This is a genomic window from Telluria sp. RT2P19 (assembly GCF_059685725.1).
In genome coordinates this window covers 168,827-195,075 of sequence record NZ_JCASIL010000008.1, presented here as the reverse complement: position 1 = coordinate 195,075, position 26,249 = coordinate 168,827, and the positions used below count along the sequence as shown (strand labels likewise).

General features: G+C 66.8%; 21 protein-coding genes. 5 read left to right on the top strand and 16 right to left on the bottom strand.

The genetic code is table 11. The features are described from left to right. Positions 1–2: 2 nt before the first annotated feature. The 3 genes from AC56KW_RS12550 to AC56KW_RS12540 form a co-directional block, all read right to left on the bottom strand. Positions 3–1,019 (bottom strand): cupin-like domain-containing protein, encoded by a 1,017-nt coding sequence (locus AC56KW_RS12550; protein WP_497171063.1) that lies wholly within the window; start codon positions 1,017–1,019, stop codon positions 3–5. After that, on the bottom strand, positions 1,000–1,728 hold the full coding sequence (locus tag AC56KW_RS12545; RefSeq protein WP_497171062.1) for a SapC family protein: 729 nt from the start codon (positions 1,726–1,728) through the stop codon (positions 1,000–1,002). The genes AC56KW_RS12550 and AC56KW_RS12545 overlap by 20 nt, the downstream gene beginning before the upstream one ends. A gap of 130 nt (positions 1,729–1,858) precedes the next feature. After that, on the bottom strand, positions 1,859–4,894 hold the full coding sequence (locus AC56KW_RS12540) for a TonB-dependent receptor (protein ID WP_497171061.1): 3,036 nt from the start codon (positions 4,892–4,894) through the stop codon (positions 1,859–1,861). A gap of 531 nt (positions 4,895–5,425) precedes the next feature. On the opposite strand from AC56KW_RS12540, the gene AC56KW_RS12535 reads away from it, so the two are divergent. The 3 genes from AC56KW_RS12535 to AC56KW_RS12525 all read left to right on the top strand — a co-directional run bounded on the left by AC56KW_RS12535 (position 5,426) and on the right by AC56KW_RS12525 (position 8,434). After that, a complete protein-coding gene (locus tag AC56KW_RS12535; protein WP_497171060.1) occupies positions 5,426–6,283 on the top strand; it encodes a polysaccharide deacetylase family protein in 858 nt (285 codons plus the stop codon). A gap of 19 nt (positions 6,284–6,302) precedes the next feature. Then, positions 6,303–7,112 carry a glycoside hydrolase family 16 protein gene (locus AC56KW_RS12530; RefSeq protein ID WP_497171059.1) on the top strand — a complete coding sequence of 270 codons (810 nt, stop codon included), beginning with the start codon at positions 6,303–6,305 and terminating at the stop codon, positions 7,110–7,112. Positions 7,113–7,342: 230 nt separating this feature from the next. Beyond that, positions 7,343–8,434: an NADH:flavin oxidoreductase/NADH oxidase gene (locus AC56KW_RS12525; protein ID WP_497171058.1), complete on the top strand. Its 1,092-nt coding sequence runs from the start codon at positions 7,343–7,345 to the stop codon at positions 8,432–8,434. On the opposite strand, the gene AC56KW_RS12520 is transcribed toward AC56KW_RS12525, so the two are convergent. The 11 genes from AC56KW_RS12520 to AC56KW_RS12470 all read right to left on the bottom strand — a co-directional run bounded on the left by AC56KW_RS12520 (position 8,425) and on the right by AC56KW_RS12470 (position 19,153). Next, positions 8,425–9,498, bottom strand: a complete 1,074-nt coding sequence (locus AC56KW_RS12520; RefSeq protein WP_497171057.1) for a LytR C-terminal domain-containing protein — start codon at positions 9,496–9,498, stop codon at positions 8,425–8,427. The two genes, AC56KW_RS12525 and AC56KW_RS12520, sit on opposite strands and share 10 nt — an antisense overlap. 13 nt (positions 9,499–9,511) lie before the next feature. Then, complete coding sequence (locus tag AC56KW_RS12515; RefSeq protein ID WP_497171056.1) at positions 9,512–10,447, bottom strand: type II secretion system F family protein; 936 nt, start codon at positions 10,445–10,447, stop codon at positions 9,512–9,514. 7 nt (positions 10,448–10,454) lie between these two features. Further along, positions 10,455–11,447, bottom strand: a complete 993-nt coding sequence (locus AC56KW_RS12510; protein WP_497171055.1) for a type II secretion system F family protein — start codon at positions 11,445–11,447, stop codon at positions 10,455–10,457. 30 nt (positions 11,448–11,477) lie between these two features. Next, positions 11,478–12,836 carry a TadA family conjugal transfer-associated ATPase gene (locus AC56KW_RS12505; RefSeq protein ID WP_497171054.1) on the bottom strand — a complete coding sequence of 453 codons (1,359 nt, stop codon included), beginning with the start codon at positions 12,834–12,836 and terminating at the stop codon, positions 11,478–11,480. A 23-nt stretch (positions 12,837–12,859) separates the two neighbouring features. Next, positions 12,860–14,035: a CpaE/TadZ family protein gene (locus AC56KW_RS12500; RefSeq protein ID WP_497171053.1), complete on the bottom strand. Its 1,176-nt coding sequence runs from the start codon at positions 14,033–14,035 to the stop codon at positions 12,860–12,862. Between the two features lie 40 nt (positions 14,036–14,075). Further along, positions 14,076–14,342, bottom strand: a complete 267-nt coding sequence (locus tag AC56KW_RS12495) for a hypothetical protein (RefSeq protein ID WP_497171052.1) — start codon at positions 14,340–14,342, stop codon at positions 14,076–14,078. Positions 14,343–14,352: 10 nt separating this feature from the next. Beyond that, positions 14,353–15,957, bottom strand: coding sequence for a type II and III secretion system protein family protein (locus tag AC56KW_RS12490; protein WP_497171051.1), 1,605 nt, complete (start codon positions 15,955–15,957; stop codon positions 14,353–14,355). 18 nt (positions 15,958–15,975) lie between these two features. Beyond that, positions 15,976–16,824: a Flp pilus assembly protein CpaB gene (gene cpaB / locus AC56KW_RS12485; RefSeq protein WP_497171050.1), complete on the bottom strand. Its 849-nt coding sequence runs from the start codon at positions 16,822–16,824 to the stop codon at positions 15,976–15,978. Further along, entirely contained in the window at positions 16,821–18,254 is a 1,434-nt protein-coding gene (locus AC56KW_RS12480; RefSeq protein WP_497171049.1) for an ATP-binding protein, read from the bottom strand. The genes cpaB and AC56KW_RS12480 overlap by 4 nt, the downstream gene beginning before the upstream one ends. 102 nt (positions 18,255–18,356) lie before the next feature. Further along, positions 18,357–18,911 (bottom strand): A24 family peptidase, encoded by a 555-nt coding sequence (locus AC56KW_RS12475; RefSeq protein ID WP_497171048.1) that lies wholly within the window; start codon positions 18,909–18,911, stop codon positions 18,357–18,359. Positions 18,912–18,970: 59 nt separating this feature from the next. Then, positions 18,971–19,153, bottom strand: a complete 183-nt coding sequence (locus tag AC56KW_RS12470; RefSeq protein ID WP_497171047.1) for a Flp family type IVb pilin — start codon at positions 19,151–19,153, stop codon at positions 18,971–18,973. Positions 19,154–19,538: 385 nt separating this feature from the next. Here AC56KW_RS12470 and AC56KW_RS12465 point away from each other — a divergent pair, with 385 nt between their 5' ends. Beyond that, positions 19,539–20,573 carry a GGDEF domain-containing protein gene (locus AC56KW_RS12465; RefSeq protein ID WP_497171046.1) on the top strand — a complete coding sequence of 345 codons (1,035 nt, stop codon included), beginning with the start codon at positions 19,539–19,541 and terminating at the stop codon, positions 20,571–20,573. A gap of 352 nt (positions 20,574–20,925) precedes the next feature. Here the strand turns inward: AC56KW_RS12465 and AC56KW_RS12460 are convergent, their stop codons facing one another. Both AC56KW_RS12460 and AC56KW_RS12455 read right to left on the bottom strand, forming a co-directional pair. Further along, positions 20,926–21,147 (bottom strand): DsbA family protein, encoded by a 222-nt coding sequence (locus AC56KW_RS12460; protein ID WP_497171045.1) that lies wholly within the window; start codon positions 21,145–21,147, stop codon positions 20,926–20,928. 158 nt (positions 21,148–21,305) lie between these two features. Further along, entirely contained in the window at positions 21,306–22,529 is a 1,224-nt protein-coding gene (locus tag AC56KW_RS12455; protein WP_497171044.1) for an HD-GYP domain-containing protein, read from the bottom strand. A 216-nt stretch (positions 22,530–22,745) separates the two neighbouring features. Between AC56KW_RS12455 and icmF the strand changes: the two genes are divergently transcribed. Further along, on the top strand, positions 22,746–26,045 hold the full coding sequence (icmF, locus tag AC56KW_RS12450) for a fused isobutyryl-CoA mutase/GTPase IcmF (RefSeq protein WP_497171043.1): 3,300 nt from the start codon (positions 22,746–22,748) through the stop codon (positions 26,043–26,045). Positions 26,046–26,249 lie beyond the last annotated feature (204 nt).

Genomic DNA, 26,249 nt, shown 5'->3' with positions numbered 1-26,249 from the left:
CATTATCGGTTCAGGCGCTTGAGCAGCTGCGCCCGCACCATGCGCGCGGTATGGTCGTCGAACGGCGCCAGCACGCCGCGTGCGGCCGGCGGGATGTGGGCAGCGGTATCGGCATCAGCCTCGAACACATAGTGGCGGAACAGTTCGGCCCAGGCCGCGCGCTGGGCCGGCGGCAGGTCGCGCACCGTCATCAGGGCGTGCATCAGGACGTTGTTGGGCGTGTCCATCCAGTCCGGCGACTGGCGCCACCAGTAATTGACCAGCACATTGAAGCCATCCAGCGCCTCGACGTGGTGCCACCACATGCTGGGCACGAAGATCGCGTCGCCCGGTTCCAAGTCGGCTATCTGGGCGTGCTCCAGCGCCGCGGCGAAGCGCGGGAAGCGCGCGAAGTCAGGGCTCGCGAAATCCACCAGGCTGATGGGCTGGCCGGCCGGGGTCAGGTCGATCGGACCGACATACAGATTGTGCTGCTGGCCCGGCGGGAACAAGGTGAAACGGCGGTGACCGGCGGCGACGCAGGCCAGGTTGTCCGGCACATCGTAATGGGCCGAGATACGGGTGCGGTTGCCGATCCAGATGCTGGCCAGCGGGTCACGCGGGCCCAGGTCGACGTCGTTCTCGCCGCGAAAGCCCGGCAGCGCGCCGTCGATCGTGGTCGAACCGACGTAGATGGCTGGCGGCGTTGGCGTGGCCAGGTGCTTTTCCAGCTCGTCCAGCACGGCGTCGAGCCGCACCCGCCTGGGTTGGAAATTGAAGCCGTCCAGCGCCTCGTTGTAGAAGAAGCGGCCGTCGATCCCGGGCGGTCCGAGCATGGCGTTGACGGTGGCGTCGACGTACCAGCGGCGCAGGTAGGCGATGGCGGCCCGCGGCGAGGTGCGGCTTGCCGCCACCATCGGCCAGTCGGCCACCAGGCCGCGCAGCAGCAGCGGCTCGGTGGAGGCAAGGATATCGGGGCCGAGGTCGGCCGGACGCAAGCCGGCGACCTCGCGCATGGGTTTAGCGGCCGGCCGTTTCATGACTGTCGCGGCTGTTCCTGCGGTTCTTGCGGTCGATCAGGTCGCGGAAGTGCGACAGCGAGGCCAGCGCGAAATACATTGGCGCCAGGTAGCCTGCCGCATGCAGCTCGGCGATCGTCGCGCCGTCCAGCGCACCCAGGCGCTCTTCATGGATGGTGAAGAAACCGCCCATGCGGTTTTTATCGCCATTCTCGAACTCGATATCGAGCACGAAGGCATCGAGCAGCTCGTGACGCTTGAGGGCTTCGAGGAAGCCGATATTGGCCTGCACGCCGTTGTGGATGTTCGACAGCGTCGCGCTCATCTTCTCGAGGAACTCGGTATTGCCGCCGTGCGGCTTGAATACCGGCTCGCCCTCGGTCGTGCTGATGCGCGGGTGGTCGAGGTCGACCTGGATCATCAGCTCGTCGCCATTACGACCGATGTAGAACGGCAGGCGCTCGTGCAGCCAGGGCACCAGCGGCGCGTCCCAGCGGCCGTCCTCGAGGAACAGGTTCTCGTCTTCCTTGAAGCCGAGCAGCGCGATCGCCTCGTAGTTGGCGCCGTCGTCGAGCTGGCGGAAGATGATCGGATAGTGGGCCTGCAGCGAGCGGAATTCGTCGGCGAAAGTGGGCACCCAGGCGACTTCGCTGCCCAGGCCGGGGCGGTGGCCTGAGATGATGCGCAGGTCCTTGTGCTCGATATTGTTCAACAGGGCGATGTTGGGCATGGATGTCTCGTTATCTTGTATTGGGTGTCAGGCGGTAAAACAACAACGGCGGGCCGGCTGTTGCCGACCCGCCGTCACTACCGCCGTCCGGGAAGTCTACTCCCGAACGGCGGCGCAGGCAAAGCACCGATCAGAACTTGTAGCGTGCGGCCACCATATAGCGTGGACCCGACTGCACCGCGAACAGCACCTGGTTCTTGGTGCGGCCGTGGATGCGCTGGATCTCGTCGGTCAGGTTGATGCCCTCGAACGACAGGCTCAGGTTCTTGTTGACGTTATAGCCGATGCTCAGGTCCAGCTGGCCGTATTTCTCGACGTAGTTCGGGTTCGGGCCCTGGCCGTCGAAGGTCGACGACAGGAACTCGTCACGCCAGTTATAGGCCGCGCGCACATTCCACTTGTCGTTCTCGAAGATACCCACCAGGTTGGCCGAGTCGCCCAGGCCGACCAGCGCGAACTGCTCGCCGAAGCTGCTGTTGTCGTACTTCAGGCCCGAATTGACGTAGGTATAGTTGGCCTGGAAGCCGAAGCCGCTGTTGCCGAACATATGCTGGACATTGAATTCGAGGCCGCGGATGCGCGCCTTCTTCTGGTTCGAGTACGAGGTGATACGGAAATCCGCGATCGGATCGCTGCCGATCGCGGTGATGGTGCCGGTGGCGTCGCCAGTCGCGTTGTCGGGTCCGCGCACCACGCCTTCCTGGCCGTTGAAGTTGCGGAAGATGTAGTTGCGGATGCAGGTGGTGTCCGCCACCACGCAGCCGTTGGCCAGCGCCGCGTTCCAGTAGGCACCACCCACCGGGGTACGCACGCCGAACGGCTGGGCGATGATCTGCGACTGGCCGGCATAGTTGTCCAGGTGCTTGCGGAAGTGGTTGATCGAGACGAAGCTCTGGCGGCCGTAATACCACTCGAGCGCCAGGTCGATGTTCTTCGACTTGACCGGCTCCAGCGCCGGATTGCCCTGCGAGCCGGTGCCTCCTTCGACGCGCGCCAGCGTGTCGAGCACCTGGCCGCCGGCGATCTGGTCGTAGCGCGGACGGCCGATGGTCTCGCCATAGCTGAAGCGGCCCTTGATGTCGGGGCGGAAGGCGATGTCGGCGTCGAAGCTCGGCAGCACGTGGTTGTAGCTGCCGTCCAGCGTGGTGAAGCCCGAATCGCCAAACACCACCGGCAGCTCGTTTTGCGAAACCCAGCTGATCGCGGTCGGCACCTGCACCAGCGCGCTCGACCTGACGTCGGTCTTCTCATAGCGCACGCCGAGCGCGGTATTGATCGGCCAGCGCGTATCCCACTCGGTGTTGAACTGCAGGTACAGGCTCTTCGACTTTTCTTCCGTGCGGCGGTCGGTGTCGTAGGTGGTCTTCGGCAGGTACAGGTGCGGCAGGCCCGAGGCCTGCGCCACGATGTCGCGGATCTGGCCGAAATTGAAGGTGTGGAAGCGGTTGAACAGGTTCGGGTTGTCGCTGCCGTCGATCTGGTCGAAGTATTTGGAGAGGCTATCCGGCGTGAACAGGCTGGCCGGGTAGTCGGACGCCTGGGTCGCGCCGCCCCAGGTGTCGCGCTGCTGGACCGAGAAGGCCGAGCGGTACTTGACCTTGGTGGCGCCGACGCCGAACTTGAATTCGGACGCCTCCAGCACCTTCCAGCTGCCGTGGGTCTGCACCTGGTCGACTTCAGTCTTCATGTAGCCGTTCTCGAACACCGAGCCGGTGACCTGCTGCGGCGAGCGCAGGAAGTCGGCGCCTTCGATGCTCAGAACCGGGAAGTCCTGCGAGAAGTCGGCGGTGGTGTTGCCGCGGCTGAAGCTGGCGGTGCCGATCACGTTGCTCGAACCCCATGGGCTGTCCGGGGTCGATTCGGCCGACGAGCTGTGGGCGTCGAGCTCGAGGCGCAAGGCCGAGTTCACGCGCCATGCGGCGTTGAAGCCGAGCGACTTGTTCTCGCTCTTGGTCGCGAAGTCGGAGGCGCCCATCGCGATATCGTTGGCGCCGAGCGGGATGATCTCGGTATAGGTCAGCGGCGCTGCGAACGGGCCGTCGGTCCAGCTGCTCGACGATTCACCGAAGTTGAACCACGCCGACATGTCGTTGCGGCGGGTGTGGATCCGGTTTTCCGAATAAGTGTAGTCGAGGGTGGTGGTCAGGTCCTTGGTCGGGGCGAACTGGAACACCACCTGGCCGTTGGTGCGCTCGCGCTGCACGCCGGAGAGGTTGTAGTTCAGGTTTTGCGGCACCTGGTACAGGTCGGTCGGACCCGGACGGTTGGTGATGCCAGGGGTCGCGCCCGACGCATCCGGTTGCGGGATCGTGCCCCACTGGGTGTCGCTGCCGCGGAACGGGCCTTTCCAGCCATTCGGCACCGAGGCGCGGTTGTAGCCCAGGTTGCGCTCCTGGTAGCTGGCCGAGATGCCGATGCCGAAGCGGCCGTCGGCCGAGGTGTTGGAATAGATGCCCGAGACTTCGGGCGTCACTTTGTCGCCGCTCCGGAGACCGTCCGGCAGGTTGGTGGCCGAGGTGTCGTGCACGCCCTTGATGCCGATGCTGGCCTGCATGCCGGGACGCGACAGCGGACGGGCGGTGATCACGTTGATGGTCGCGCCGACGCCGCCGGTCGGGGTCTCGGCGCGGCTCGATTTGTAGACCTGCAGCTGCGAGATCGCTTCCGAGGCGATGTTGGCGAAGTCGAAGGCGCGGCCGTTGCGGTCGCCCAGGTTCGAGACCGGCATCTGGCGGCCGTTGAGCAGCACCAGGTTGAAGTCGGGGCCCACGCCGCGCACGGTGATCTTCGAGCCTTCGCCGATTTCGCGGTCGATCGAGACGCCCGAGATGCGCTGCAGCGATTCGGCCAGGTTCGTGTCCGGGAATTTGCCGATGTCTTCGGCGACGATGCCGTCGACAAAACCCTGCGCATTGCGCTTGAGGTTCATCGACGACTCGAGACTGGCGCGCAGGCCGGTCACGACCACGGTCTGGGCGCCCGGTTGCGCCGGGCCGGTGATCGAGCCGGTCGGATTGCTGGCCGCGTCGGTCGCCTGGGTGGGAGCGCTGGTCGCGGTGTCGGCCGGCGGGGTCGCCTGTTCCTGCGCGAATGCCGGGATGAATGCCGAGCAGGCGCTGGCGACTGCCAGGCTGATCAAGGTCTGTTTAGCCTTTGGGTAGTACATGTCTTCTCCTGTCTTTTTATAAATATGACCGTCGCCTAACCACGGTATCTCCGCCAACCGGACGCGTCGTCTGCTGCGCCGCACTTCCGTTGCTACTCGTTGCTAGTCACCCTTGCCCGGTTACCTGCCGCCCGGGCAATCCCGACGCGCCCTGCCCAATGACGAAGCGAAGCCGGCCGGCTGGTGCCGGCAGCCTCGCTGCGTGGATTGCGTGTGCGCGTCGCGCTGGTTCATTTGTCCTCGGCTCCTGGCTGACCGTGCCATTCGGGGATCGAAGCTGACTTGTTCCGAACATGGAAACGTTTCCATGCAGTGGTCTGAATATTAGGGTTAGGAAAAAAAATTGTCAATGGAATATTCCATGGCGTCATGAGGGTATGTGACGTAGTTTTGCAACACTTTGGTGCAATCCCAGAGTGCGATATGGGAGCGTCCGGCGCTGCCTCTTGTCGTTTCGCTCGTTGACACGCGATTTTTAGCGGTGCTATAGTCGGCTTGCCGTTATGGTAACGTTTCCAAACTGGAGCATCGATGCACCATTTTCTTGCCCGCCTTGCGGCTGGTCTTACCCTGGGGACCGGCCTGCTGGCGGCCGGTATCACGCTCGCCATGACGGCGTCCGCGCAAGCGGCGGACAGCCCCTTCGCCTGGCCCGGCGGCGCCCGCGCAGCGGTCAGTCTTGCCTATGACGACGCCCTTGACTCCCAGCTCGACAACGCCATTCCCGCCCTCGATCGCCATGGCGTCAAGGGCACCTTCTACCTGCAGCTGTCCGGCCCTCCGGTGGACGCGCGGATGGCACACTGGCGCGCCGCAGCCGCGAACGGCCATGAACTGGGCAACCACAGCCTGTTCCATCAATGCTCCGGCGCGGGCCCGGACCGCAGCTGGGTCGCGCCCCACCGTGATCTCGACACCACCACGCGCGAGCAGATGCGCGACCAGGTCCTGCTCGGCAACACGATGCTGGCCGCGATCGACGGCCGCCACGAGCGCACGTATACCGCGCCCTGCTTCGACGTGAAGGCCGCGGATGGCGACTACCTGCCGCCGCTGCATGCGAATTTCGTGGCGATCAAGGCCGGCAACGGGCCCGGCGTGCCGCTGTCGATGGCGGCGGTCGATCTCTACCGCGTGGCCTCGATCGCGCCGGTGGGCGCGAGCGGCGCGGAGCTGATCGCGCTGGTCAAGCAGGCGGCGCAGCGCGGCACCATGATCGCGTTCACCTTCCACGGCATCGGCGGCGACCACCTGAGTGTGTCGTCGCAGGCGCATGAAGAACTGGTGCGCTTCCTGGCCGCCCATCGCAATGAGTACTGGACCGATACCTTCCTCAACATCATGAAGCACGTCAGGCAGCAGCGGGCAACCATGCGCGCGGCGCGATGATGGCTCAATAAGGAGACGCATGAAGACTCTGAGCACACTGGCCGCGCTGCTCACGCTGGCCTTCAGCACGGGCTGCGCGACGCAGACTGCCACCACCACCGCTACCCCGTCCGGTTGGACCCTCGCATGGAGCGACGAGTTCGACGGCGCGGCGCTCGACCGCGGCAAATGGGTAACCGAGACCGGCGGCCATGGCTGGGGCAACAACGAGATGCAGTTCTACACGGGCCGGCCCGAGAACGTGCGCCTGGAAGGCGGCAACCTGGTGATCGAGGCGCGCAAGGAAAGCTATGAAGGCAAGGACTACACCTCGGCGCGGCTCAAGACGGCCGGGTTGAAGGAAACCCAGTATGGCCGCTACGAGGCGCGCATCAAGGTGCCGAAGGGCCAGGGCATCTGGCCCGCGTTCTGGATGCTGGGGGCGGATATCGGCCAGGTCGGCTGGCCGAAGAGCGGCGAGATCGACATCATGGAGATCATCGGCAAGGAGCCGGCCAATGCCTATGGCACCCTGCACGGACCGGGCTACTCGGGCGAGCATGCGTTCAGCAAGGCGATCGCCCTGAATGGCGCGGAATACGGCGACGACTTCCACGTGTTCGCCGTCGAATGGGAACCGGAGCAGATCCGCTGGTACCGCGACGGTGTCCACTACCATACCGCGACGCCCGGGACGGTCAAGGGCGAGTGGGTGTTCGAGCATCCCTTCTTCGTGCTGCTCAACCTGGCCGTGGGGGGCTACTGGCCGGGCTATCCGGATGCGACCACGCCGTTCCCGCGCCAGATGCTGGTCGATTACGTACGGGTGTACCGCAAGGCCATGCCTTGACGGCTTGACACGCCGGGCCGCCGGAGTCGTGGCCGCCGCCTGCAAACAATCCGCATCGGTGCGAGAATACGGCCCAGGCACGCAACCCTGACACAGGGTGCATGCCAGGACCGATTCGACAACCTCCCGATCTTCTCTTCCACAGCGACGACAGAAATCCGAGCGGCCACGCCGCCCGGTGCGCCATCGTCGTCGCCGTTGCGGCTTGAAGCATCACCTGGAAAGCACCAATGACCGCATTATTTTCACCCTTCACCCTCAAATCCCTCACCCTGCGCAACCGCATCGCGGTGCCGCCGATGTGCCAGTACAGCGCCGTCGACGGCGTCACCAATGACTGGCACCGCGCCCACTACGCGTCGATCGCGCGCGGTGGCGCCGGCCTGGTGATCGTCGAAGCCACGGCCGTCACGCCAGAAGGCCGCATCACCCCGGGCTGCACCGGTCTCTGGAACGACGAGCAGGTGGCCGGCATGGCCGCCATCGCCGCCGGCATCAAGGCCGCCGGCGCCGTGGCCGGCATCCAGATCGGCCACGCCGGCCGCAAGGCCAGCGCCAACCGTCCATGGGACGGCAATGCGCACATCCCGAACGAGGCGACGGATGGCTGGCAAACCATCGCACCGTCCGCCCTCGCCTTCGGCGGCGACCTGCCGAAAGTGCCGCACGAGATGACCCTGGAAGACATCGCCCGCGTGCGCCAGGGCTTCGTCGACGCCGCACGGCGCGCGCTGGCGGCCGGTTTCGAATGGCTCGAACTGCACTTCGCCCACGGCTACCTGGCTCAGTCCTTCCTGTCGCCGCACTCGAACCAACGCGATGACCAGTACGGCGGCGACCTCGATGGCCGCGGACGCTTCCTGCTCGAGACCCTGGCCGCGGTGCGCGCAGTATGGCCGGAACACCTACCGCTGACGGCGCGCATGGGCGTGATCGAATTCGACGGCCGCGACGAGGAAACGCTAGCGGAATCGATCGAACTGACCCGCCGCATGCGCGACGCCGGCCTGGATATGCTGAACGTCAGCGTCAACTTCACCGTCCCCGACGTCAAGATTCCCTGGGGGCCGGGCTTCCTGGCGCCGATCGCCCAGCGCGTGCGGGATGAAGCCGGCCTGCCGGTGGCGTCGTCATGGTATATCGGCGATCCGAAGGTCGCCAACGAGGCGGTGGCCGAAGGACAGATGGACCTGGTGATGATCGGCCGCGAACACCTGGCCGATCCGCACTACGCCTTCCGCGCAGCCAAGGAGCTGGGCGTGGAAGACCCCTTCGCCGTCCTGCCGCCGCAATATGGCTGGTGGCTGGAACGCTACCGGTAAGCCAGCTGTTGCGCCTGGCCCGCGAGTGGCGCCAGGTGCAAGGCCGTGCCACGGCGCGCCAGGTCGCGGCCCAGCACCAGGCGCAGGTTGACGGGCGCGTGCGCGTCGACTTGCCGTAGCTGGGTAGTGCCGAGACGCTGCGCCAGCCTGCGCGCGGCCTCGGCATGGGCCGCCTCGTACTCGATGCGGGTGTGGCGCACCGCGAAGCCCGGCTCGTTCGACAGGCGCGTCACCCGCATGCCGGGTTCATCGATCCGGCGCGCCAGCGCGCGCGCCATGCCCGTCACGCCGTTGCCGTTGCGGATTTCGAGGTGCGCCACTTCGCCATCGAACGCAATCGGATGCGACTGCGACCGCGGCGCCGCTTGCACCGCTTGCGCCGCCGGCAGGCGCCGCAATTCCATCATGCCGTTCACGCCCACGTGGACATAGGCCTGGGCCCAGTCGGGATGGGTCTGCGGCGCCGGCCGTGCCAGGGCCTGGCCCAGCGCCGCCACCCCGCTCTTGCCGCCGCTGGCCGCGGCGAAGTCAGCGCGCAAATCATGCCGGCGCAGCGCTTGCGCCTGGCGCTGCATCTGCAGCGCGCGCTCTGCCTGTCCGAGCGCCGCCAGGGCGTCGCCCAACAGCGCCCATGCGCGCGGATTGAGCGGATCGAGCAGGCAGGCCCGCTCCAGCGCGGCGCGCGCCTGTTCATCCTCGCCACTGAGTAAAAGAGCCTGCCCCAAATTGGCGAACAGGTAGGCCTTGCCTGGCCCGGCGTCTAGGCCGATTGGCGCGGTCAGCTCGTGCCAGATGGCGATCGCCGGCGCCGGTTCGCGACCTTCGGCATGCAGGGTCGCCACGCCGTTGCGCGCGCCGGGATGGGTGGGTTCAAGCAGCAATGTGGCGTCGTAGGCCGTGCGCGCGGCGTCCAGCCGTGCCGCCAGGTGGTGCGCGCGGCCGGCAAGATAGGATTGTTCGGCCCTGGCGCCGGTATCCTGGGCGGTGCGCCAGCCAAATGGCGAACAGGCCGCCAGACTGGCGCACAGCAGGGCCAGCCTGGTCATGTCGAAGGTGCGTCCCATGATGAAGCTCCTTTCAGCGGCCGATGGGCAAGGCGCCCAGGGTGCGCGAGATCTGGATCGCGGCCGGTCCCAGCAAGACCATCAGGAGGGTCGGGAAGATACAGAAGATCAGGGGGAACAGCAGCTTGAGGCCGATCTTGGCCGCGGTTTCCTCGGCCACCATGCGCCGCTTGTGGCGCAGGTTCTCGGCATGCACGCGCAGCGAGTCGCCGATGCTGGTGCCGAAGCGCTCGGACTGGATCAGCATCGCGACCAGGGTGTCGGCATCCTCAACGCCGGAGCGCAGGGCGAAGTTGCGCAGCGCTTTCTCCTTGCTGAAACCCGCGCGCATTTCCATCAGCACCAGCTGTAGTTCCTGCGCCAGCACCACGCTCTTGATGTGGATCTCCGTGGCCACCTTGACCAGCGCCCGCTCCAGGCTCAGGCCGGCTTCGACGCAGACGGTCAGCAGGTCGAGGGCATCGGGAATCGTCTCGAAGATCTCGCGCCGGCGGCGCTTGACGCGGCGTTCGAGCACCGCATTCGGCGCGTAGTAGCCCAGGGCGGCGCCAAGCAGCAGGACACCCATTACCTTGCCGCCATCGAGGCCACGGCCGTACAGCACCAGGAACGGCGCGCACAAGGCCGGCGCGAGGAGCGCCAGCGCGGTCTTGGACGCGAAGTACAGGGTGGGCGCCGACGGATGGCGCCAGCCGGCGTTCATGAAGCGGGTGCGCAAGGTCGATTTTTCCCAGCCTTCTTCGGGAATCGACAGCCGGGTGAGGGGCCGGACAACGCTGGCGACGCGCTCGACCCAGCGCACGCCCGGCTCCTGGCCGCCCTGCTGGCCGAGAAAGCGGCGCAGCCGTTCGCGCAGGGCCAACGGCGCGAACAGGGCCAGCGCGACCCAGCCCAGCAGGCAGACGACGCCGAAGACGACCAGCAGGAAAACGAGTTGGGAAGAAGTCATGACGGCCTCATACGCGGATGCGGATGGTCGTGCGCAGCCACAGCACGCCGAACACGATCATGCCTAGGCCGTACCACAGCAGGCGCACGCCGGATGGATCCGTCCACAGCATGCTTACATAGGACGGGCTGCTCATCAACATCACGCCCATCACCCCGAACGGCAGCAGACCCAGGATCCAGGCCGACATGCGGCCTTCGGCCGACAGCACGCGCACGTGCGCCACCAGCTTCAGGCGGGCGCGGATGATCTGGCTGATGCTGCCGAGGATCTCGGCCAGGTTGCCGCCCGATTCGCGCTGGATCAGCACCGCGATGATCAGGTAGCGCAGGTCGGTCAGCGGAATGCGCTCGGCCAGGCCGTGCAGGGCTTCGTTCATTGGTACGCCATAGTTGATCTCCTCGCGCGTGATGCGGAACTCGCCGGCCAGCGGCTCGGGCAGCTCGCTGCCGACGATTTGCAGCACATTGATAAACGAGTGGCCGGCGCGCAGCGCCCGCGCGATGAAGTCGGCCGCCTCGGGAAGCTGGTGCTCGATGCGCACCAGGCGCCGCAAGCGCATGCGCTGCAGCCACCACCACGGCAGGCCAAGGCCGCCCGCGCAGGCCAGCAGGCGCGCCGGCGGCGGCACCGCGACCGCGCTCGCCACGCCGGAAGTGAGCACCAGCGCCAGTACCATGCAACCCAGCGAGACGGCCAGGAACTGGCCGACCGACCAGGTAGCGCCGGCCTGCACCAGCAGCGCATCGATGCGGTGCGTCAGCGGGGCGCCGTGCAGCAGGCGGTCGAGTGTCGGGAAGCGGCTGTAGCGACGCTGCTTGAGGATCGAGATCCGTTCGCCGCCGCGGCTGTGCAGGCCGCCGGACATGATCTGCAGGCGGCGCGCGATACGGCGCGCCGCTGCACCGTGGGTGCTCATCCACCACAGGTAGAAGCCCTCGACCGCCAGGATCACGGCCGCGAACACCAGCACCACGAAACCATAGAACAAGCCATCCATATGCGCGCTCCGGTCGCTCAGTCGCTCAGGTCAGTCATATCGGCGGTCGGGGTCGAACGAGTCGTCCGGCACCGGCACCCCGAACAGCTTGAGGCGGTCGGCGAAGCGCGGGCGCACGCCGGTGGCGCTGAACTGGCCGAATACCTTGCCGTCGACGTCGACCCCGCGCTGCTCGAAGCGGAAGATCTCCTGCATCGAGATGATCTCGCCCTCCATGCCGGTGATTTCCTGCAGGCTGACCAGCTTGCGCGTGCCGTCTGTCAGGCGCGAGACCTGCACCACCACCGTCACCGCCGACACGATCTGCTGGCGGATGGCGCGCGGCGTCAGGTTCACCGCCGCCATGCTGACCATGTTTTCCAGCCGTGACAGCGCGTCGCGCGGCGTGTTCGAGTGGATCGTGGCCAGCGAGCCCTCGTGACCGGTATTCATCGCCTGCAGCATGTCAAGCGCTTCCGGGCCGCGCACCTCGCCCAGGATGATGCGGTCGGGGCGCATGCGCAGTGCGTTGCGCACCAGCGCGCGCTGCGGCACCTCGCCCTTGCCTTCGATGTTGGCCGGGCGCGTCTCCAGGCGCACCACGTGCGGCTGGCGCAGCTGCAGCTCGGCCGCGTCCTCGATCGTCACCACCCGCTCGCTGGCCGGGATGAAGCCCGAGATCAGGTTGAGCAAGGTGGTCTTGCCGCTGCCAGTGCCGCCCGAGATCAGGATGTTGACCTTGGCCGTGCCCAGGCTTTCCAGCACCCGGATCATGGGCGCGGTCATGCTCTTGTAGTCGAGCAGGTTCTGCACCGTCAGCGGGCTGCCGCCGAAGCGCCGGATCGACAGGATCGGCCCGTCGACCGCCAGCGGCGGGATGATTGCGTTCACGCGCGAGCCGTCCGGCAGCCGGGCGTCGACCATCGGGCTCGATTCGTCGACCCGGCGGCCCACGCGCGAGACGATCTTCTCGATGATCTTCATCAGGTGCGCGTTGTCGTGGAAGGTAATCTCGGTCAGCTCGAGCCGGCCGCGGCGTTCGACATAGACCTTGTTGAAGGTATTGACCAGGATGTCCGAGATCGAGGGGTCGGCCAGCAGCGGCTCGAGCGGGCCGAAGCCCAGCATCTCGTGCTGGATGTCGAGCACCAGGTGGTGCCGCTCGTGCTGGTTGAGGACGATGCGCTCGTCCTCGATGATGCGTTGGACCAGCAGCGCCAGCTCGTGCTTGAACTGCTCGGCGGTCAGGCGCTTCAGGCGCTCCAGGTCGATCCGGTCGAGGATCATCTGGTGCATCAGCTTCTTGAGTTCCTGGTAGACCTGGTTCGGCGCATCCTGCAGCTCGGCGCCGCTGGCGGCGCCATGGATGGACTCCTGGCCGGTGAGCGCAAGTCGTTCGCGAAGGGACATGGGCGGCTCCAGCGTGGGTTGACCTAATAATCCGCGTCCTGGCGCCCGAACAGGCGGTCCAGCAGGCCGCGGCTTTCCTGGATCCGCTGCGCGGTCACCAGCTCGACCATCTCGGCCAGGCTGCGCGCGGCGGAGCTCGCGCGCGACAGCTGCAACACCGGCACGCCCTGGTTCACTGAATCGGTCACCGCGATATAGTCGTTGGGGAAGGTATGCACTACCTCGCAGCCGAGCGCCGCGTGCAGGTCTTGCAGGCGCAGCTTGCCACCCTTTTCATAGCGGTTGACGATCAGGCGTATGTTGTCCAGCACATAGCCGAGCGAGCGGAAGATATCCAGCAAACGCCGCGCATCGCGGATGTCGGGCAGCGCCAGCTGCAGCACCGGATAGATGGTGTCGGTTACGTCCAGCGCGCGCAGCGATACCGCGTCGATCTGGCGCCCGACGTCGAGCAGCACGTAGTCGTAGTTCTGGCGCGCCACGCGCAGAATGGTGTCGATGTGTTCCGGCTTGGCCTCCCTGGCGTGCCCAGGGTCGTCGGCCGCGGCCAGCACGCCGAAGCCCGGGGTGACGTGCACCAGGCAGGATTCGAGGAAAGGCCCGTCGACGCGCGCGATCTGGGCGCACACGTCGGACATCGTCATGGCCGGCTTCTGGTCCGACACGTACAGGGCGGCGTCGCCGAACTGGCCGTGCAGGTCGATGAGTAAGACCTTCTTGCCCGCCAGCGTGGCCAGCGCATAACCAAAATTGGCCGAGATGAAGGTGGCTCCGCTGCCGCCCTTGCAGGCAATGAAGGTCAGCACCTTGCCTTCACGCAGGCTGGACATCCCGGCGGCGGTGGCGATCCGGTCCATCGCCTCATGGAAGGCGCGGTGCACCAACGGCAGTTGCAGCAGCTCGCGCACGCCGGCCCGCATGGCGGTGATCAAAAGGTCGGGCTGGTGCTGGTTGGTCAGCAGCATCAGCTGCGAACCCGGATACTGGCGGCCCAGGCGTTCGAGCAGGGCGGCCTCCGACGACTCCAGGCCGCTGGCGTCGACGATCACCAGGTGCGGCGTGTCCGGCTCGGGGCGGTCGAGCGCTTCGCGCAGGCTCGCGCGGGTCGCGGCCAGGTGCAGGGGCGGCACGCGCGCGGTGCCTTGCGAGGCCAGTTCCGCGTACAGGTGGCTGTCGCGGCTGATCAGGAGCGCTCTCATGGCAGCCCCGGGTAATCGATGATCGCTGCGCGCGCGTCCATCACTGGTCCACCATCGCCGCCGGCTGGTCTTCGGGCCGGGCGAACGAGCGCTGGTAGTTGTCGATGGCCGAGCGCGCGGCGCGGCCATCGAGGCCCAGGGCGGGATTGCGGTTGGCCCAGGTGCCCGGGTCGAGCACCTGCGCCGCCAGGTTGCCGCGGGTGGCGGCGCCGAAATGGTTGTCCCAGTCGGGCGTGGTCGAGACGCATCCGGCTGCGCCGCAGGCGAGCAGCGCCAGCGCCGCCGGGCGTGTGAGGTAGGTTCGCATCGCTCTTCCCCTATTGCAGTTCGTATCCATTGGCTGTCTGCACCGCGGCGGGTGGTGTGGCGGCCGGCCCCGCCGCGGCGGGGCCGATGGCGGAACGCTCCCCTTCCAGCCGCCCGCCCAGCATCAGTCCGGCGCGCGACGGCATGACGTGGCCATCGGTGGGCAGCGCGTGGCTGCCGGCCGCCAGCGGCTTGACCAGGCGCGCCGTGATCACGAAGACCAGCTCGGTGCGGTCCTGCTGGTAGTCGGTGCTGCGAAACAGCGCGCCCAGCACCGGCACTTCGCCAAGGCCAGGCAAGCCTTTCAGGTTGGCGACCAGGTTGTTGCGCACCAGGCCGCCGATCGCGAAGCTCTGGCCGTCGTACAGCTGCACCGTGGTGCTGGCGCGGCGCGTGGTCACCAGCGGCATGATCGCGGTGCCGCTGATGCCGTTGGCGGTGATGCCGATGCCTTCGCGCGACAGCTCGGACACCTCGGGCGCCACCTTCAGGTTGATGCGACCGCCCGACAGCACGGTCGGGGTGAAGCGCACACCGACCCCGAATTCCTTTTCTTCCAAGGTCACGCGATCATCGTCCTGCGACACCGGGATGTAGAACTTGCCGCCGGCCAGGAACGAGCCTTCCTGGCCGCTGATGGCCAGCACGTTCGGCTCGGCCAGGATACGCACCAGCCCATCGAGCTTGTCGGCCTCGATGCCGAAGCGGTTGCCGTTGGCCTTCACACCCGACAGGCCGCCGCGCGCCAGGCCGGTCAGGAAATCGGTGGCCAGGGTGGTGGTCCAGCTACCGGAACCGAAGCTGAAGCGGGTGCCGGTCTCGAGCCGCTCGAGCAGGGTGCGCGAGACCTCGGCCACCTTGACCTCGAGCTGCACCTGCTGCGGCGCGCTGACCGACAGCAGGTTCACCACCCGGGCCCCGGCATTGGTCCCGCCACCACCACCGGCGCCGCCCGTGCCATTCCGGCCGAGCGCGATCACGCCGTCGGTCTCGTTGTCCTGGTCGGCCGCCGGCAGCTGGCGCAAGGGCCGGCGCACATAGGCCCCGGCCAGTTCCACGGCGCGCTGCACGGCGCCGGCGTCGCTGACGCTGCCGGTCAGGACCAGGCTGTCGTTGGCGGCCAACACCCGGATGTCCTGCTCGTCCGGCATCGCCGCCTTGAGCGTGGCTTCCAGGCCGCCCGGGTCCATCGCGATCGTGATGTCGATCACGCTGCACAAGCCACTGCGACCCTGCACGATCATATTGGTGCTGCCGACGTCGACGCCGGCGATGTACAGGGTATCGGGCGCGACCAGCATGGCCTGCACCACGGCCGGATTGCCGACGCTGCGCCGGACTACTTTCTCGGGCAGGCGCAGCATGGTCGACTTGCCCATCTGGAGCGCCATCGCGGCCGGCCGCGCCGCCTCGCCGCTGCAGCCTTCCATGGCGCGTGCGGTCGGTTCGGATTCAGGCCGCAGCGGCGCCGGTTTCCTGGCCGCGGGTTTCTTCGCCGCCGGCGTCGGCTGCGCCGGCTGTGGCGCGGCGACGGGCGCCGCCATGGCGCTGCCCAGGGCGGCCGCGAACAAGGCGGAACAGGCGGCGCGCAATGCGATCGGAAGACGTCGTTTCATGATCGATCCTGTCGGTGGTCAGAAGCATTCCTGCGACGCGTGCAGGCCGTTGATGACGCTGATGCAATCGCGCTTCGGCGGCGCCGGCGCGCGCACCTGATGCACCCGTGGGCGCGGCGCAGCGCGCACCACCTGCAGCGGCGCGGCGGCCGGTGGCGGCAGCAGGTTTTCCTTGGTCGCGCCGAGGGTGGCGGCGGCGGCCGGGTCGACCTGGTTGCGCAGCGCCAGCGACAGGGTGCCGACGCTGCGCGCCAGGTCCAGCTTTTCGGCTTCGGCCGGGGTGACCTCGAGCGTGACGGCATTGACCACCTTGGGCTTGGTCTCGTCGCGGCTGACTTCCTGGGCCACCGCCAGCACCAGGATCCTTTCCAGCACGATCTTCGAGATGCTCTGCGCGCGTGCGCGCGCCGCCGTGTCCGGATCCGGCATGGTCTCGGTGCTGACGATGATGTCGACATAGTTGCCCGGCAGGGTGAAGCCGGCGACCCCGACCACGTCGTTGACGCGCACCGTGATCGCGCGCTTGCCCTCGGCGATCAGGGCCGACAAACCGCCCAGGGTGCCGGCCGGGGCCAGCTTGGCTTCGCTGATCGGTTCGCCCGCCAGCAGGCTGGTCTTCAGGACCCGTCCGCCCAGCGGCAAGGGATCGGTGAAAGCGCCCTTGGGCACGCTGCCGGCCGGCCAGTCGACCAGCTTGAACATCTCGGGCGCCAGGCGCCGGCCGATGTCGACGTCGGACCTGGCGACGACGATCCGGCCGGCGCTCGCGTTCGGCGCATTGAGCAGCCAGCTTGCGGCCAGCGCCACTGCGAGCAGGCCCAGCGCCACCGCCAGTGCCATCATGATCACGGCACGCTTGTTCTTCATCGCGCTTCTCCCCCCTTGACTTCCCTGTCCGCCGCCGATGGAGTCGATGCAGGCAGCGCGGGCGGCAGGGCGCTGGTTCCGAACAGGCTGGTCCAGGCCTGGACCAGGCCATCCACGTCGCAGCGCGGCGTGCGGCCGGCGAAGCCGGCGAAATCGGCGATCCGGCCCAGCAGCTCGTGCGGCCAGGCGGCCAGCAGCGGACGGCGGGTACGGCGATGCAGTTCGCAGATCAGATAGTCGAGCGCGGCCTCGTCGACATCGATTCGGCGCAGCCGCGCCTGGCGCCGCAGCAGCGCGCGGTAGCTCGTTTCGGACAGCGGCCCGACCGCAATCCGGTAGCCGATGCGGCGCAGGCAGGCGTCGTCCAGCACCGATTCGGGCGCCAGGCTGGTGGCCAGCACCAGGTCGACATCGAACGGCAACGCGTGGCTCGGGCCGTGCGGCACCGCCACATGGTCCTGGCCCGCCGCCAGGGCGCCCAGCCAGCGGTGCAGCAGCTCGCCGGCGGGCACCCGCTGGCGTCCCAGGTCGTCCAGCACCAGCAGGCCGTTATTGGCCAGGATGTGGGGCGGCGCGCGCAGCACGCCGCTGGCGGCGTCCACGCGCAGCTCCAGCATGTCGCGCGCCAGCTCGGCGCCCACGTGCACCAGCGGCCGCTGCGACAGCAGCCAGCGCGCATCGACACTCCTGCGTTCGTCCAGGCCGCGCAGCTGCAGCGGCGATGGATGCAGGGCCGGGTCATGCAGCTGGACGATCTCGTGGTTGACCAGCACCGCGTACGGCACCGCGATCGGATCCTGGCGCAGCCGCGCGAACTTGCGCGCCAGGGTGGTCTTGCCGCTGCCGGACGGGCCGTACAGCAACAGCGGCCGGCCCGAATACAGCGCCGCGCCGATCAGTTCGCGCAGCGGGGCGTCCAGGCCGTCGCCATCGAGCACCGCCTCCAGTTCGGCGCGCGCCAGGCGCGGCGCGTCAGGCCGGCGCTGCGACTGGTGGGCGACCACCGCACGCCAGGCCGCCAGGGTCACCGGCGCCGGGCCGGCGTAGCGCGACTCGGCCAGGTGTTCAGCGGCCGCGCGCTGGCCGGCGGCGGTCAGCTGGTAGTGCACGTCCAGATCGGTCTCGCCCGACCAGGCGACTTCGGCCTGCTGGCCGGCGACCAGGCCCTGCAGCACTTCGCGCACCACGCCCACCGCCAAGCGCAGGCGACCGGTGAGCAGCGACAACGGCGTCTTGCCACCCGCATGCAGGACCTTGAGCACCAGCGCCGTCACCAGGCGTGATTCGAGCCCGGTGTCGCGCACGGTGCGCGGCTGGCGCGGCAGCACGGCGGCTACGTCGCCCTCCGTCGCGGCTGCTCCAGCGCCGGACATGGACGCCAGCGCATCCGTTCCGGCCGTAGCGGTGGTGGCCGACAACATTCCCATCATGAAGCCTCCTGCCCATGAAAAATGGTTCGGAAAACCTTGATTTGATTCTAACGAGCGTCCTTCATCAGGCACTTGATGCCTGACAAGGACCCGACCGGCGGTTCACAATAGCGGCCGGTCGGCGTAGCGGCCGGCCAGCAGTGCAATGGCGCCGGCGGCGATCGCTACGCCATACGGAATCGATCCCGCGCTGGGCTGGCCGCCGGCATCGCCGATCGCGGGCTCAGGCCCGCGCGGCAGGCGCAGCAGCATGGGTTTCAGGATCGACCACATATTGGACAACGCCATGCGCAGGCGCCCCTTGACGACGATGACGACAAGCGCCATCACGCCGCCCGCGCACCAGGCCAGGATGGCGATGCGCAGCGCGTCGCCGGGACCGGCGAAGGCGCCGACCGCCGCCATCATCTTGACGTCCCCGGCGGCCATGCCGCGGACCAGGTAAAAGGGTAGAAAGATCGCGAAACCGGTCGCCGCCCCGCCCAGCCAGGCGAGCAGCCCCGCCAGGGGTCGCGGCGACAGCAGGTGCAGGACCAGGGCGAGCGCCATGCCGGCGGCCAGCAGCCGGTTGGGGATGCGCCGGCTCTCCAGGTCCTTGACCGCGGCCGCCGTCACCATCAGCAGCAGGAGCATATCGAGGTAAGTTGCGACAGCCATGATCGGACTCCACGAAAAAGCCCCCCGGGACCGAAGCGCGTCGCGGGGGGCCAGGCAGATTACGCCGGGACGACCAACTGATCGCGGATGTAGGCGAATGCCGCCTCGATGTTTTCACCCACTTCGGTAGCGACACCGGCCATCACGACACCGATGAGCGCGGCGATCAGGCCATACTCGATGGCAGTCACACCGTTTTCGTCGGCCAGAAAGGCTTTGATGGCGGAGGTAATCGTGCTCATGACAAACTCCTTATTGATGGTTGAGGAAATACTGGCTGCGACTGGGCCCAGTCGCCACTGCTGTGTTGCGTTTGCCAGTGGGTTGACTGTACCGATCGCGCCGAATAGCAAGTTGACCGCCCACAAGTTTCCATTGAGAAACTTCCTGTCCCGATGCGGAAAAACCTCTTCCGGCGGATGTGTCACACGGCGTGCAAGCATGCATAAATATTGTTAAGAATAGTTGCCGCTAATACAAAAAAGCATTATGCTGTTTTGCTTGACCGCTGAAAAATACGGCACCGCCGCCACTGGCGCGCTGCAGCTCCGTTCGGCGCGGTCCGCCCCCCGTGCGGTCCACTTGTTCTCTCCGGTTACCCTTCTTGCATGGCCTGACAACGACGACATGGATTCCCTGCTGCGACACATGGTGGACATGACCGGCCACCGCGATCACACCATGCTGGACATCTCCGTGATTTCGGCAGTCCAGGAATTGTCGGGCGCGGCCCGCACCCGGGTGCTCACCATCGCGCAGGTCGGCGCCCAGTACTTCGTGCGCTCGCGCGCCTGTATCCTCGCCGGCGGCGCGGCCTGTCCCGAAGAGCCGCAAGACAGCGGTCCGGGCGAACCGATCGCGCTCTATCCTGAACTCGAGGCGAGCCTGCGGCGCCATGATGCGCGCGCCGAAAGCACCGGCGCCGACGGCCTGCGCCGCCTGTGGTTGCCGATCTGGTTCGGCGACAAGGCCGACACCTGCCTCGAGATCGTGCATGCCAACCCGTTCACGCCGGAAGCGCTGTACATGGTCAACGGGATCGTCAGCGTCTACCGCAACTTCCAGAACCTGCTCGACTACAGCGAGCGCGACTCGCTCACGGGCCTGCTCAATCGCAAGACCTTCGACGACCAGCTGGCGCGCATGCTGCACGCGTCCGAAACCGACACGTCACCCCCCGGCGAGACCGAGCGGCGCCATCCGAACGGCGAGGATAAACAATGGCTTGCGGTGGTCGACGTCGACCATTTCAAGGGCGTCAACGACCGCTTCGGCCACCTGTACGGCGACGAGGTGCTGATCCTGATCGCCAACCTGCTGCAATCATCTTTCCGCGCCCAGGACCGGGTGTTCCGCTTCGGCGGCGAGGAATTCGTGGTGCTGCTGCGCTCGACGAACCTGGACAATGCGCACCGCATCATCGATCGGTTCCGGGCCGACGTCGAGCACCACGATTTTCCGCAAGTGGGCCAGGTCACAGTCAGCATCGGCTTCACCAGCGTCAGCGCGGCCGACTCACCGGTGGCCACGCTGGGCCAAGCCGACCAGGCCCTGTATTACGCCAAGGCTCATGGCCGCAACCGCGTGTGCCACTATGAAGAGCTGGTCGAGGGCGGGCTGCTGCAGACCGTGGCGGTCAACGACACCGCCGAATTCTTTTAAGCTGAAGCTAGCACAGCGCGAACATCCGAGCAGCTTGAGGGCGGGTTCGGGACGAAGCATGCGCGCGAGCGGCCAGTGCAGCAGCGCCGCCATCCTGATGGCGATGGTAGCGCCCCGCACCAGGTCGTCAGAACCAGTGGCGTCGAACACCAGCCGCCCAGCCATACTCGCAAAAGCTGCTTGCCTGGTGACCCGGGAACACCAGCCCGAACATTGTCGGCGCCAACGCGCACACGCACAGGAGCGATCCCGGCCGCCATCGAGAGAGCGCTCGACACGCCATAGGCCCCGACCGCACCCTGGGTCGCCGCTGGGGTCGAGGCGTTCAGGGCGTCGAGCGGCGCCAGTGCGTTCAGGCGCATCGCCCGCTCGCCGCCAGCGCCGTCTCGAGCGCGTCCTCGAGCCGGTCGTCGCCCCGGAAAAGTTCGCCGTCCACGATGACGCCGGGACCGCCGAAGATGCCGAGCCGGCGCGCCGGCGCGGTCTGCTCGCGCAGGGCGGTCCTGGCGGCCTCGCCGCCGGCCCGGTCCACGAGCGCGCGCTGGCGCCCGGACCGACCCTGACCGGCATCCACGTCCAGGCCAGCGAACCGGAGCCCTGCACGGGTCGCGCCGACGATCCCGATGGGCCCCTGACGACGCCGGAAGAAATCACGGAACCGGTGCTGTGGCTGCCGTCACCGCAGGCGAGCTACGTCACCGCGCCGCCTTGCGCTGCGCCGGCGGCTTGTAGTCAGGCTCCTGCCAGCTGCATGAAGCGCTGCGGCTCGACCCGCCACCTGGCGGCCGACTCGTGGCGCACGATCTTGTCGCCGCCGCCGAAGCCCAGGCCGCGCGACAGGTCGACCGTCTCGGGCCGGATGTACACCTGCTTCCTTGCGTGGAAGAACACGTTGACCTTGGGCGTGAGCAGGCTCGATTCGTGAGGCTCGATCACCACGCCCAGCCGGCCGGACTCCAGCAGCACCAGGGTGCCGACCGGGTAGATGCCGACGCAACGCATGAATTCCTGCGCCAGCGCGGGATTGAAATGAAACTTGCTCCACTCGTACATCTTGCGCAGTGCCTCGGCCGGCGCGATGCCCTTGTGGTAGCAGCGGTCGGAGGTAATCGCGTCATAGACGTCGACAATGGCCGCCATCTGCGCAAGCTCGCTGATGGCGTCCCCGCCCTGGCGGTCCGGATAGCCGCTGCCGTCGCGCCGCTCGTGGTGGTGCAGGGTAATGTCGAGCGGGATCGGTCCAATGCCTGGTGTGCGAATGAGGATGTCGTGGCCGTCGCGCGGATGGCGCTTGACGATGTCGAATTCCTCGTCGCTCAGGCGTCCCTGCTTGTTCAGGATGGCGTCCGGCACCAGCGCCTTGCCGGTATCGTGCAGCAGGCCGCCCAGCCCGGCCTGGTAGATGACGTTCTCGTCCATGCTGCGCGAGCGGCAGAAGGCGACCAGCAGCGCGCACACGCTGACTGAGTGCAGGAAGGTATAGTCGTCCTTGTTCTTGATCTGCAGGAGGCTCAGCAAGGCCCCGGGATTGCGCAGGATCGATTCGGTCACGTTCTGCACGACCGGGCCGACCTCGCCCAGCTCGACCGCCTTGCCCAGGCGCGCATCCTGCATCACGCTGCGCACCAGTTCCACGGCCTGGCGCCGCACGTTGGCAGCGCGCTGCAGCTCTTCGCCCAGCGGCACGCGGACCTGGCTGATCACGCTGGACGCCAGCGCCGCCACTTCGGCCTCGGTCGCGGCATCCGCTTCGGCCAGGGTCGGCGCCTCGACGTCCAGGCCGCGGCTGCAATCGATCACGACGCCGCGAATGCCTGCCGCGACGATCTTGCCGATCTCTTCCTCGTCCGTGAGCAGGAAGCGATTGCGCACGAAGGGATGCTCCATCCATCCACAATCGAGGTCGTGGATGAACATGCCCACCTTGAGCTGTGAAGAATCCACTTTCTTCAGCATTTGTATCTCTTTCTGAATGGGATTCCGGCGCCCCGCGCCACTAATGCTCGAGTATATCAAGTAGATTGATTCTTTGAACTCAATGTTGCTTCGTGGATACAAATTGAAAAATGGGTCGAACGCATCGCACTGCTTCGCCACAGCCTTGACGTTAACGTTAACGTCATATACCGTACCGGCATACCCGTCCTCACCGCCTACAAGGACCCTGCCCTCATGAACGACATCACTCCCGCGGCGCAGCTCGACCTGCCCGAGCAGCCACGCCTGGCCAACAAGGTCCGCTTCGTCACCGCAGCCTCGCTGTTCGACGGCCACGACGCCTCGATCAACATCATGCGCCGCATCCTGCAGTCGAACGGCGCCGAGGTGATCCACCTCGGCCACAACCGCTCGGTCGACGAAGTGGTCACCGCGGCGCTGGCCGAGGATGCACAGGGCATCGCCATCTCGAGCTACCAGGGCGGCCACGTCGAATACTTCAAGTACATGATCGACCTGCTGCGCCAGCGCGGCGGCGCCCACATCAAGGTATTCGGTGGCGGCGGGGGCGTGATCGTCCCGAGCGAGATCGAGGACCTGCACGCCTACGGCGTCACCCGCATCTTCAGCCCCGAAGACGGCCAGCGCATGGGCCTGGTCGGCATGATCCGCTCGATGCTCGAAGCCTGCGACGTCGACCTGTCACCGTATGCCCCGACCTCGCTGGCGCCGCTGCAGGCGGGTGACATCGCCGCGCGCCACCGCCCGCTGGCCCAGCTGATCACGGCGCTGGAGAATGACAAGGTGGACGCTGCCTTGCGCAAGGAGATTCTGGACACGGCCGACGCGCTGCGCGTGCCGACGCTGGGCATCACCGGTACCGGCGGCGCGGGCAAGTCGTCGCTGACCGATGAACTGATCCGCCGCATCCGCCTCGACCAGGGCGACCGCCTGCACATCGCCGTGATCTCGATCGACCCGTCGCGCCGCAAGTCGGGCGGCGCCCTGCTGGGCGACCGCATCCGCATGAACGCGATCAATCCGTGGAACGGCCAGCAGCGCGTGTTCATGCGCTCGCTGGCCACGCGCGAAGCAGGTTCCGAGATCTCGCAGGCCCTGCCCGACGTGATCGCGGCCTGCAAGGTGGCCGGCTTCGACCTCGTGATCGTCGAGACCTCGGGCATCGGCCAGGGCGACGCCGCCATCGTGCCGCATGTCGACACCTCGATGTACGTGATGACCCCGGAATTCGGGGCGGCCTCGCAGCTCGAGAAGATCGACATGCTCGATTTCGCCGACCTCATCGCGATCAACAAGTTCGACCGCAAAGGCGCCCTCGATGCACTGCGCGACGTGGCCAAGCAATACCAGCGCAACCGCGAATTGTGGTCAACGAGCCCGGACCAGATGCCGGTCTACGGCACCCAGGCCTCGCGCTTCAACGACGACGGCGTGACCGCCCTCTACCACGGCCTGCTGCCGAAGCTGGCGGCGCTGGGCCTGAAAGTGGAGACGGGCAGCCTGCAGGCGCCGGCGCAGCGCTATTCGAGCGGCAAGAACGTGATTGTGCCGCCGGCGCGCAGCCGCTACCTGGCCGAAATCGCCGACACCGTACGCGGCTACCACCGCAGCGTCGGCAAGCAGGTGAAATTGGCGCGCGAGCGCCAGCAGTTGCAGGAGGCGAAGCGCATGCTGGCCGCGGCCAATCGGCACGCCGCGCAGTCGTCCGACCTTGACGACCTGATCGCCGAGCGCGACAACGCCATGGACGGCGAAGCCAAGGCGCTGGTCGCGTCGTGGCCGCAGTTGCAGGCCACCTACGCTGGCGATGAGCACGTGGTCAGGATCCGCGACAAGGAAATTCGCACGCGCCTGATTTCAACGACATTGTCGGGCAACCCGGTGCGCAAGGTGGCGCTGCCGCGCTTCGAGGACCATGGCGAGATCCTGCGCTTCCTGATGCTGGAAAACGTACCGGGGGCGTTCCCCTACACGGCCGGCGTGTTCCCCTTCAAGCGCGAAGGCGAAGACCCGACCCGCATGTTCGCCGGCGAAGGCGACGCGTTCCGCACCAACCGCCGCTTCAAGCTCGTCTCGACCGGCATGGACGCGAAACGCCTGTCGACGGCCTTCGATTCGGTGACCCTGTACGGTGCCGATCCGGCACTGCGGCCCGACATCTACGGCAAGGTCGGCAACTCGGGCGTGTCGATCGCGACCCTGGACGACATGAAGGTGCTGTACGACGGCTTCGACCTGTGCAGCCCGAGCACGTCGGTCTCGATGACCATCAACGGCCCGGCGCCGACCATCCTGGCGATGTTCATGAATACCGCCATCGACCAGCAGATCGACAAGTTCGTCGAGAACAACGGGCGCCAGCCGACAGCCGAAGAAGCCCAGAAGATCCGCGCCTGGGTCCTGACGGCCGTGCGCGGCACCGTGCAGGCCGACATCCTGAAGGAAGACCAGGGCCAGAACACCTGCATCTTCTCGACCGAGTTCTCGCTGAAGGTGATGGGAGACATCCAGGAATACTTCGTCACGCACGGCGTGCGCAACTTCTACTCGGTGTCGATCTCGGGCTACCACATCGCCGAAGCGGGCGCGAACCCGATCTCGCAACTGGCGTTCACGCTGTCGAACGGCTTCACCTTCGTCGAGGCCTACCTGGCGCGCGGGATGAACATCGACGACTTCGCGCCGAACCTGTCGTTCTTCTTCTCGAACGGCATGGACCCGGAATATACGGTGCTGGGGCGCGTGGCGCGCCGCATCTGGGCAGTGGCGATGCGCGACAAGTACGGCGCCAACGACCGCTCGCAAAAGCTCAAGTACCACATCCAGACGTCGGGCCGCTCGCTGCATGCGCAAGAGATCGACTTCAACGACATCCGCACCACCCTGCAGGCGCTGATCGCGATCTATGACAACTGCAACTCGCTGCATACGAACGCCTACGACGAAGCGATCACCACGCCGACCGACGAATCGGTGCGCCGGGCATTGGCGATCCAGCTGATCATCAACCGCGAATGGGGCCTGGCCAAGAACGAGAACCCGAACCAGGGTTCGTTCATCATGGACGAACTGACCGACCTGGTCGAAGAGCAGGTGCTGCAGGAATTCGAGCGCATCGCCGAGCGCGGCGGCGTGCTGGGTGCGATGGAAACCGGCTACCAGCGCGGCAAGATCCAGGAAGAGTCGATGCTGTACGAGCACCAGAAGCACGACGGCACCCTGCCCATCATCGGCGTCAACACCTTCCGCAATCCAAAGGGCGCGGGCGCCCCGGCGACGATCGAACTGGCCCGCTCGACCGATGACGAAAAGCAATCGCAGCTGCAGCGCCTGGAAGACTTCCACACCCGTCACGCCGCTGCGGCGCCCGCCGCCCTGGCCGCCCTGCGCCAGGCCGCGATCGACAATGAGAACGTGTTCGCGCGGCTGATGGACGCGGTGCGGGTATGCTCGCTGGGGCAGATCACGACCGCGCTGTTCGAGGTCGGTGGCCAGTATCGGCGCAATATGTAGCGCTACCGGGCGCGCTGGTCGCGTGCCCATCCATCGTCCTGATCGACTTTAGGTATGCCGTTTGAATCGTCGTGCTGCTCGATTCAAGCCAAACGTGTGGCGAAAAAGCGCCACACGTTTGGCTCTTCATTAAAAGGTTGATACAGCGTTAAAAAATGTGCAAGATGGAAATAATCGCCTGATCGTCTTGTTGTGTCTTTTACC